The organism is Endozoicomonas sp. ALC020, assembly GCF_049275935.1.
In the GTDB taxonomy this organism is placed as follows: Bacteria; Pseudomonadota; Gammaproteobacteria; order Pseudomonadales; family Endozoicomonadaceae; genus Endozoicomonas_A.
In genome coordinates, this window is the sequence record NZ_CP184830.1 from 1352449 (window position 1) to 1362221 (window position 9773).

At 47.3% G+C, this 9773-nt stretch carries 8 protein-coding genes; 5 read left to right on the forward strand and 3 right to left on the reverse strand.

The genetic code is table 11. The features are described 5' to 3' along the window. Positions 1 to 3: 3 nt before the first annotated feature. Positions 4 to 762, forward strand: a complete 759-nt coding sequence (istB, locus tag ACOJUO_RS04045) for an IS21-like element helper ATPase IstB (protein ID WP_317146525.1) — start codon at positions 4 to 6, stop codon at positions 760 to 762. 199 nt (positions 763 to 961) lie between these two features. Here istB and ACOJUO_RS04050 read toward each other — a convergent pair whose 3' ends face one another. Next, positions 962 to 1531: a transposase gene (locus tag ACOJUO_RS04050; protein ID WP_422139002.1), complete on the reverse strand. Its 570-nt coding sequence runs from the start codon at positions 1529 to 1531 to the stop codon at positions 962 to 964. Positions 1532 to 1630: 99 nt separating this feature from the next. Here ACOJUO_RS04050 and ACOJUO_RS04055 point away from each other — a divergent pair, with 99 nt between their 5' ends. Next, positions 1631 to 3265: an IS1634 family transposase gene (locus tag ACOJUO_RS04055; RefSeq protein WP_422137299.1), complete on the forward strand. Its 1635-nt coding sequence runs from the start codon at positions 1631 to 1633 to the stop codon at positions 3263 to 3265. Here ACOJUO_RS04055 and ACOJUO_RS04060 read toward each other — a convergent pair. Further along, positions 3164 to 3685, reverse strand: a complete 522-nt coding sequence (locus ACOJUO_RS04060) for a transposase (protein WP_422139003.1) — start codon at positions 3683 to 3685, stop codon at positions 3164 to 3166. The genes ACOJUO_RS04055 and ACOJUO_RS04060 overlap by 102 nt on opposite strands. A 114-nt stretch (positions 3686 to 3799) precedes the next feature. Here ACOJUO_RS04060 and ACOJUO_RS04065 point away from each other — a divergent pair, with 114 nt between their 5' ends. From ACOJUO_RS04065 to ACOJUO_RS04075, 3 genes are all read left to right on the forward strand, one after another. Beyond that, on the forward strand, positions 3800 to 7189 hold the full coding sequence (locus tag ACOJUO_RS04065) for a helicase-related protein (protein ID WP_422139004.1): 3390 nt from the start codon (positions 3800 to 3802) through the stop codon (positions 7187 to 7189). Positions 7190 to 7291: 102 nt separating this feature from the next. Further along, on the forward strand, positions 7292 to 8251 hold the full coding sequence (locus ACOJUO_RS04070; protein WP_422139005.1) for a hypothetical protein: 960 nt from the start codon (positions 7292 to 7294) through the stop codon (positions 8249 to 8251). Between the two features lie 416 nt (positions 8252 to 8667). Further along, positions 8668 to 9540 (forward strand): GIY-YIG nuclease family protein, encoded by an 873-nt coding sequence (locus ACOJUO_RS04075; RefSeq protein WP_422139006.1) that lies wholly within the window; start codon positions 8668 to 8670, stop codon positions 9538 to 9540. A 1-nt stretch (position 9541) separates the two neighbouring features. Here ACOJUO_RS04075 and ACOJUO_RS04080 read toward each other — a convergent pair whose 3' ends face one another. Beyond that, positions 9542 to 9772: a hypothetical protein gene (locus tag ACOJUO_RS04080; protein WP_422139007.1), complete on the reverse strand. Its 231-nt coding sequence runs from the start codon at positions 9770 to 9772 to the stop codon at positions 9542 to 9544. Position 9773: the final 1 nt, after the last annotated feature.

Below are 9773 nucleotides of genomic sequence, written 5' to 3' on the forward strand. Positions count from 1 at the left end.
CGTATCATGATGAATCAAACTCTGACCCGTCTGCGGTCACTGCGCCTGACAGGCATGGCCGATGCCCTGGCTCAGCAACTGGAGCAGCCCGGCACCTACGACAGCCTGAGCTTTGTGGAGCGGCTGGCCCTCCTGACAGAACAGGAAGAGACCGAGCGCAATAACAAACGTCTTGCCCGGTTACTGAGGGCGGCCAGGTTTAAGCTGGCTGCACGGGTAGACGACATTGACTACGAACATCCCCGGGGGTTGAAGAAAGTCCAAATAGCCACACTGTCCAGCGAGGACTGGTTAAACAGGCACAGGAACCTGCTGATTACCGGACCTTGTGGCAGTGGTAAAAGTTACCTGGCTTGTGCACTGGGACACCGGGCCTGCATACAGGGTTACAGTGTCCGCTATTACCGACTCTCGCGCTTACTGGAAGAGCTGAGCCTTGCCCATGGTGATGGCAGCTACAGCAGGCAACTCAAGCAACTGGCGAAGGTGGATTTGTTGATACTGGATGACTGGGGGCTGGAACCTCTGACCCAGCAGCAACGCAACGATTTACTGGAAGTGATGGATGACCGTCACGAACAAAGTTCAACGTTGGTTACCAGCCAGCTACCGACCCGGCAATGGCATGGCAGCATCGGTGATGAGACTCTGGCAGACGCCATTCTGGATCGCCTGATGCACAACGCCCACAGGATTACGCTGAAAGGGGAATCCATGCGCAAGAAGCTGGGAAAACTGGAAACACTTGAACACTTGGACTAAAAATCAGACTGGGTGATGCGTAGGAGATCCAGGGTGTTCAAATGAACCAGAATGGGTGTTCAAGCTGACCAGAATACGCAAGGATATTAATCGTTTGTCATAACAAACAACAGCGAATCGCTCAAAAAGGGGAAAAGTCAGAAATAGCAAAGCTCCCCAGATGACAGGAGCAACAAATAACAATGGAAAAATCAGGCAATCAACTTACACAGCGAAATAAACGACTACATGTAAACAACCCCTGTACCCATTGCTGCCCCATTTCCCGAGCAAAGGTTTTCATCGCTTCCAGCCTGCCCACTGCCCGATAAAAGCGATTATTCCATTTCATGGTTTTGAGCCATTCATTTGAATCAATTTCCAGTCGGGTCAGAATGGGTGGGATATCTGAAGGGATTGAACCTTTCTTATCGGATCGGACTGCACGTCCACTCCAATCAACCAGCTCAAGGTAATCGTGAAGAATATAAGGCAATGCCTTATCCGGATTTTGCCCCTGTGATCGAAAAGGCATAAGGGTGATTGGCTGCTTTCGGGTATCAGAACCTGACAAATTTTCTATTCGTTCTTGGATCGACGTGTAGTCTGATTTTTCTGGAGTTTTCGCCATTTCGGCACGGAGCGGATTCAGGTCAACGTAGGCCATGCAGGTCAACAACGCAGCCTCATCCAACAGCGCCTGACTTTTAAACCGCCCTTCCCAGAAGCGACCTTTGCAGCCATCTTCCTGGTTAGCCTCACGAGCAAGATATTCGTTCAGGCAACGCATGAACCAGCTGATATTCGTTAAACTGCCTTTCACCACACCGATTGATATTTGCCTAAAATCTGTTGTCAAAGAAATAAACAGACATTCAGGTACACCAACATGTCTCAAGCTCAATACCAGTCTAAGAACCTCAACCACCTTGGCTTGGTTGCCGCTATGTGTCGGGAGTTAAAGATAGCCGAATACATTGATGCCCGTATCACAAATGACTCCGATGTTCGTAATGTCACTATTGGACAAGCTGTAGTTGCAATGATCATCAATGGCTTGGGCTTTACGGGGCAAACTCTATACATGCTCCCTGAGTTTTTTGAGGATAAGCCGATTGACCGCCTTATCGGGGAAGGTATACAGGCTGAACACTTGAACGATAAGGTACTTGGTCGGGCTCTCGACAGTTTGTACGACGCTGGTGTTAGCGACTTGTATCTCAATCTGGCCGTCAAGGTCGTCAATCATCTGAAACTTCCTTGCAAGGCATTAAATCTGGATGGCACCAGCTTTCATGTGGATGGAGTCTATAACAGTCATGACAATCCAGACGACTTGAACTGTATTCATATCTGCCAAGGTTACAGCCGTGACCACCGGCCTGACCTGAACCAGGTAGTCTTACAGTTAATGACTGAAAACCAGGCGGGCATCCCTGTGTTTATGGCCCCTGCCAGCGGTAATGTAAACGACAAAACCTGTTTTCAGGAAATTATCAAAAATCATCTGTCATGTTTTAAGGCTGCTTTGAATAGCCGCTATCTGGTTGCTGATGCTGCCATGTATGTTGCAGAAACCCTTCAGTCGCTTGATGAGCAAAAGCAGCTGTTTATCTCCCGGGTACCCCTGAACATCAAGGAGGCAAAGGAGCTGGTCTGCAAAGCGCCAACCATGTCGCTGGAGCCTGTTGAAGGCTATGAAGATTATTACTCAGCTGAAGTGCCTTCCTGCTACGGAGGGGTTCAACAACGATGGTTCCTGTTTCTCAACAAAAAGCGCGGGCTTAGTGAACGGAAAACACTGACCCGAAAGATGCAAAAACAGTCATTGAAAGAGGCCCGTGATCTGGAGAAGCTGAGCAAAAAGGCCTTTTTGTGCCGGGACGATGCATTGAAGGCTTTTGCCTTGTGGCAGAAACAATCGAAACTTTGCCAAAGCGAAACAGAGCCTGAGGTTATCTGTAAACCCTGCTATTCGGGCAAAGGAAGACCATCGCCGGATAGCAAGCCTGATCACTTCGAGTACTTTGTGCAGGCTGAATGCTTTGTTTCCTGCGAGAAGAGGGAGCATGCAGAGGCCTCACTGGGTTGTTTTATCCTAAGCACCAATGAGCTGGATAAAAATAGTTTGAATGCCTCTGAGCTGTTGTCTATCTATAAGTCGCAACAAAAAGTTGAAGGCGGCTTTCGGTTCCTGAAGAGCCCGGACTTTCTGGTCTCTTCGCTCTATTTGAAGAAAGCGGAACGTATTGAAGCCCTGTTAATGGTGATGACTCTGTGCCTGATGGTCTATGCTGCTATCCAGCACAGAATCAGGCAGGAACTGAAAAAGCAAAGTCGTGTATTTCCAGACCAGAAAAAAAAGCCCTGCCAGAACCCAACAGCAAGATGGGTATTTTTCTGTTTTCAGGGGCTTAGTGTATTAACGGTCAATAATCAGGAGGAACATGTGGTTGGTTTGAAGGAAAGGCAGTGGACGATCATTCAAATTTTGGGCATTTTTTACGAGTCCATGTATTCCTGATAGGGGTGGTGAAAGGCGGGTTAAACGATTTCGATACTCTTCAACAAATTCGTCCACGCGAGCCAGTTCCGAATGACTCAGCTGGTCAGCAGCAAGATACCTCTGAACCAGAAGCGGCCCTGAGAAAAGCCTTGTCCATCGACTCAAAATTTCATCTCGTGTCCACTCTCTGGCAGGTTTCTGATTGATATGCAAAACCACATGGTAGTGATTCGACATAACAGCATAGGCGCAGACTTCTATAGAAAAGATTGAAACCAGTTCCCTGAGCTTATCTACAACCCACTGCCGACGGTGCTCGTAGTTTTTGCCCGTTAAATAATCCTCTCCACACAAATACGCTCTGCGCACACATCGAGCTATACAGTGATAATAAGGCGTGGAACCTGGGTCGATCAAAGAACTTCGTGCACGGGTCATAACCTCTCCTGCCGGAACTAAATATCAGCGACAGGAAAAAAATAGACGAACTGGTTTTTTTGTCAAATATAAGGGTGTCCTATTATTCTTTATTCTGAGACTGGCGCAGGGCTGGTGCTGGATTCAGGCGAAGACGGCTATGTCCATGAGAAATGGGCGCTGGGGTATGATGACGAAGGCGAAACCTTGTACGCCAGCGGTTCATGGAATGAATCGGAAACCGCATTGAAAAGAAATGCCGAAAATGTCGATGTGGATGGTTCCTGGCAGGGAGAAAAAGAGCGGGACAAAATCAATAAAGCCGAACTGAGCTTTGCAGCATTGTGGGCAAACCAGCACAGCGCTTTTGTGGTGAAAGATCTGCCGGATGCGGTTCGCGAAAAGCTCTTAACCTTTTCTGATCAAATATCGATTCCAGTTGAAATTAATGGCCGTTCGCCAAACCAGCAGGCATCGGTATTACCACAACTCTCTGATCGGGAAGCGCTTCAATTTGCTGCTATCCGTTATGCTCCTCTGATGCCGAACGGTCAGTACACCGGCATGTACACGGCACCAGTGGAACCTTGGCCACATCAGGAGGTGGTTGCTCGGCGGATTATTGAGCAGTATCCGGCATCTCATCTTTTGTGTGATGAGGTGGGACTGGGTAAAACCATTGAGGCGGGCCTGGCTTTTCGTGCCCTGCACCTGAGTAAACGGGCAAAGCGAATTCTGATTGCAGCACCGGCCAGTTTGACCCGTCAGTGGCAACGAGAAATGACCAGCAAGTTCTTTCTGCCTTTTGAACGGGTAGGTGCTTCGCCCAATACTTTCAGCGAGTCACTGATCCCGGTAGTTCAGAAAAAATCTATTGGCAGTTTATATGAGCCTGACCTGGCCATTATCTCTACTGGCTTAATGGCCCGCAAAGAGCGGCGAAAGCTGATCGATCAGGCAGAAAGCTTTGATATCTCTCTGGTGGATGAAGCTCATTACGCCCGGCGTTCCAACTCTCCCAAGGGTACCCGGGGATTCCCACGATACAATCAGCTATATCAGACCATCAACCAGCACCTGCGGGGCAGCAGTCGTTCATTGCTGTTAGCGACGGCAACACCTATGCAGCTGGACCCGGTCGAGGTGAGTGATTTGATTCGGCTGAGTAATCGGGTTGGCGCATTTCAGTATGACCCTTCGCTGATGCTCGCGTATTACCGGGTGGTCAATGCCATCGCCAATCAACAGCAAGTGAGTAACGATGAATGGATACTGATTCGCAAAGCCGTTACCACCATTGAGCAGCTTGATCCTCAGCTGTGGAAGTACCTCTCCGAGACGGTGATTGATCCTATCGCCCGTTTATCTCTGGTTCGCTGGCTGGAACAGGGAATACAGCCAATGAGCTTTGAGTTAAAGTCTCTTGCCCGTTTGCTATTTGCGGCGGCACCGCTTTCCCGAGTGATGCAACGGCACACGAGAGGGTTGCTAAAAATATACCGGCAAGAAGGAAAGCTCAGTGCCAACTTGGCTGATCGCACCGTTCTCCCTATGCCGAAAATTGTCTTTACCGCTCAGGAAGCACGAGTGGATGAGCTGCTTGGTCTATATTGCATAGGGCTGAAGGAGCAGCTCTTAGCCAGTGGTTTAACGGAGTCAGCTCAGACGGCTCTGGGTTTCTATCTTAGTTTTTTGCGTCTGCGTTTTGCCTCCAGTCTTTCTGCATTGAAGCTGACTCTTGAAAGGCGAAAGGCCAAAGTGGAAACCACTCTGATCCATCATCTGAAAACCCTCAGTGATCCTGATGATCTTGAAGAGTTGAAAGAGCTATTAATGGATGGTGGAGATGATGATCTTGATGCCTTGGAAGTCATGCTCAATAACCGGACGCCAGAAGATTTACGCTGGGAGCGTGACCAGCTGGCCATCCTGCTCAGTGAGCTTGGGGACATTAATAGTGATTCCAATAAAATTGTTGAACTGTTGAAAATCCTCAAGAAAAGGCAGGAAGGTCAGCGAATTAAGCAGACGGTAATTTTCACTCGTTTTCTCGATACACTCCAAGATATTCAGGAGCGCTTGAAAATCAGGATGCCGAACTTGCTGGTGGGAACTTATTCAGGAGCTGGTGGCAGTTACTTTGACCCCGTCAAAAACACCATGATTGGGGTAGAACGGGATGACATTAAACACCGGTTTGTTCAGGGTGATATTGATGTCCTGCTCTGTACCGATGCCGCTGCGGAAGGTTTGAACCTGCAAACTGCAGACCTTTTGATTAACTTCGACCTGCCCTGGAACCCGATGAAAGTAGAACAACGAATTGGTCGTATTGACCGTATCGGGCAGAAGTACAATGAGATATTTGTGTTGAACCTTTGCTTTGCGGATTCTGCTGAACAATTCGTTTATGAGAGACTGCTTAGCCGGTTAGCTCAGGCTAATCTTGTGGTGGGTTCTCAGCAGTTTTCCATGCTGCCAGTAATGACCGAAGAGTTCCAGGCTTTGGCTGATGGCACCATGAGCCAGCAGGAAGTGGAAACTCGAGCCCGAAAACGTGCCGCACAGCAACAGGAAAACAATAAACTGATGGAAGTACCGGTGACGGAGATGTTTGATGTGTATCTCCGACTGGCAGAACACTATAGAAAGAAACCTCTCTCAGTCACCCTGGATGATATTTGGCAAGTAGTGAGCCAGTCTGAATTCTTGCAACAACTGGGCTGTGAAGTGAGTCATTGTGGCCGGTACATGACTCTGAACGGTATAGACATGATTGAGAATGGCGTTGCTATCACCACAGATCGTGCTCTTTTTGATTCAGGCCTTGAGAATAAACAACCGCTCTATTTTGCCACTTATGGTGATCCTGTTTTTGAACGACTTTTATCTTTTGTAATGGAGCAGAAAGACGAAGTACCTTTCAGCCTTATTGAAGCTGAGCATGAGGGAGTTGTGGGCGCATCGATTGTTGTGAATTCCGGTGGACGCCTTCAGATGATTGCATCTGTCTCTGATGCACTAAAGACCAGCGACTTTGGTGACAAACCAGATGTAGAGGCTATTAAGCGATCCACCAGCAAACTTGAGCAATACTGTAAGGCTCAGAAGCAGGCTTTGGATAACGTCTCACTCATTGAGAGTTATAATCAGATTCAGGCAAAAGCGCAGGTTGTTCTGAATAACCAGATTATTCGTTCTCTGCTTAACTCCGTATTAAACAACAGTAACTCTGATGATAATGCCAATGCATTACTGAAGGTACTGGAAACAAAACTGGCAGGAAGAGAGGCAGTAATGAGAATTACCAATGTTCCAAGACAGTTGGAACATAGACTCAGTGCAGGACTGGTTGAACCGCACTTTCCTAGGCAAGGCAACGGTACAATTGATCCGCCAGTGATGGTAGAGAAAACAGCGATGGAATCATTGGCTCGGCGTATAGAAGGCAGTCGGTCTGGTAAAAAGCTGACAGCTACTGCGGTAATTCAATCTATAGAACGAAGCCCTGATGAGATATATTAACTGCCGGTATATTTTCTACAAAAGCTCTTTGCTGTGTCTTTCTTGGCGCAGCACTGGCAATATTTTGCATTTTTAACGCCTGAACGATAGGGAGTATTCAGTGTGTCCAGGAAGCTGTTAATTTTTGGTAATGGTCTGGGGATGGCCTTGGACCCTCAACATTTTTTGCTCAGCGACGCTTTGGAAGTAATCTGGAATAACTCTAATGTACTGAATGCCAACCAAAGACAGTTGATTTTACGCTGCACTGGCAGACATCAGGCTCCACAAGGTGAAGATGAACTTGATAAGCTTCATCTCGCTATCAACGCATGTAAGACACTGGATCGTATTGGAGATGGAAATGTTCATTGGCTTACTGACGATGGACAGGCTTTTCCCTCAACCACAGCCACTTATTTACACAAAGTGGCAACACACCTTCACAACTATGAGGGTGAATTACCGCAAGATTTTATGCAGCCGCTGCTGGAATTTATCAGAGAGACAAAGTCCCATGTAGCCACGCTGAACTATGACAAGCTACTGTATGGCCCGTTTATCGATAGCAATATAGTTGGTCGCTACGACATTGCGTCTTTGATTGATGGGATGACTGATACAGGGCTGAGTAGCGATTCTTTAGAGCGAAAGTATGGCAATGACTTTGGCTATTACCTGCATCTGCATGGGTCGCCTTTATTTATGGGCAGTGGTAGCACCTCAAGTAAACTGCAAAGACATCAGCTAACCCTTAATTCAGGAACTGGTCAGCATATTGTTCTCAGCCATATCGATCACAAGCCATCGGTTATTGCGGCATCTTACATCCTGAGAACCTATTGGGACTACTTGCGTTTTGCCTTATCTGAAGTGGATGAGATCATTCTGTTTGGTTACTCAGGCTTGGATAAACATCTTAATGAACTGATTAAACCCTATTTGAAGGCCAGATCATGCAGAGTAGTTGAGTGGGCAGGCTCTGAGGGAGACAGGCGATCATTCTGGCAGAATGTACTGGGTACCCGGCTTCAAAAGAACTATATCCCCATGGATAATATTCTGGATTTTGTAAACTGGTGATGGAGAGCTGCAGTTAAAAGTAAATTTTTTCAGAATCATTCACTTTTCGCTGCGTTGATTCCTGAACAGCAAAACCACCGAGGATTATCAGATACTTTAAACCTCCACCTCATATTGCCCCAAACTCGGTGCAGTACCTTTTGTCTCTCCATCCCGAATAAATGCCTTCTGTCCGGAAGATACTGACCCCCTTTGACGATTATAACCGAACCATCACGGAGCGTGGCCTGACTGGTACCACAACCGTTATTGGCGATAATGGTAGCCAAAACCCGCACTCCTCCAGGTATCAATGCCTTGAACTGCTGCAGGACATTTATGTAGTTGACAGACTCTCCAAAATCGTTGCCGATCAATAATGATCAAGTTAATGGAGTCGATATGGCTTGTATACTTATTAAACGTGATTCTCGCACATGCAGCCAGCCACTATTAAACTGTTTCTTGTCAAAGGCAGCCCAACCGGACTGCGTACCGCCGAAATTTCCAATTGGACAGGCAAGGTCATTGCCGGACCTCGAAGTGATCTTGATGATTTTCTGACTCGGCCAGAGTTGAGCAGCCCAGGGGTTTATCTACTAACAGGCACTGATTCTGAATCTGGTGATCCCGTTTTTTATATAGGCGAAGCAGAGGACGTTTCCAAGCGGCTGAAACAGCATGCCAAAAATGAGGATAAAGACTACTGGATTCATACCTCTGCCTTTGTCAGCAAAGACGATAACCTGACGAAAGCCCATATACGCTACATAGAGGGAAAACTGATTCAGTTGGCTCAAACTAATAAGCGAACCATTATCATGAATAATGCTGCAAGCGGCTCTTCATTGCCTGAAGCGGATCGTGCAGAAATGGATGTTTATATTGAACGAATGTTGCAGCTACTACCTGTGTTGGGGATTCACCACTTGGTATATTCTTTGCCAGCCACCAAGTCTGGCAGCACCACTACAGCTCTTGCATCAGAGAGTTCATCGTTATTTCATTGCAAGGTCAAAGGCTCGCTTATGGCAACTGGTAAGCGCTCTGAGGGTGGCTTTACCGTTTTTAAAGGCTCACAGGCGGTTGGACACCCTGTTAATTCTTGCCCAGAACGATTGCGAGCCAGTAGAACCAGGCTAATTGAAAAAGGCATACTCGCGGAAAGTGATAATTGTTATGTCTTCACCGAAGATTATGAGTTCAGTAGCCCTAGTGCAGCTGCCTGTACGCTTAGGGGGCGAAGTACTAATGGTCCGACTTCCTGGGTCAATGATCATCAGCAATCATTAAGGGATCTTGGGCTTTAACTTAAACCTCTACTTCGTACTGCGCCAGACTTGGCGCAATACCTTTTATCTCCCCATTTTGAATAAATACCTTTTCACCAACACCCACTTCCCCTTTGACGGTAATAACCGAACCACCCCGAAGCTCTGCCTGACTTGTGCCATTGCCATTATTTGCGGAAATGATGGCAATAACTCTCACTCCTTCAGGTATTAATGCCTTGAATTGTTGCCAGATATTAGTGGTAGCCATT

Coding starts and splice junctions, on each gene's coding strand:
- ACOJUO_RS04055 (WP_422137299.1), top strand. CDS start 1,631: ATGTCTCAAGCTCAATACCAGTCTAAGAACCTCAACCACCTTGGCTTG.
- ACOJUO_RS04050 (WP_422139002.1), bottom strand. CDS start 1,531: ATGCGTTGCCTGAACGAATATCTTGCTCGTGAGGCTAACCAGGAAGAT.
- ACOJUO_RS04060 (WP_422139003.1), bottom strand. CDS start 3,685: ATGACCCGTGCACGAAGTTCTTTGATCGACCCAGGTTCCACGCCTTAT.
- ACOJUO_RS04080 (WP_422139007.1), bottom strand. CDS start 9,772: ATGGCTACCACTAATATCTGGCAACAATTCAAGGCATTAATACCTGAA.
- ACOJUO_RS04075 (WP_422139006.1), top strand. CDS start 8,668: ATGCAGCCAGCCACTATTAAACTGTTTCTTGTCAAAGGCAGCCCAACC.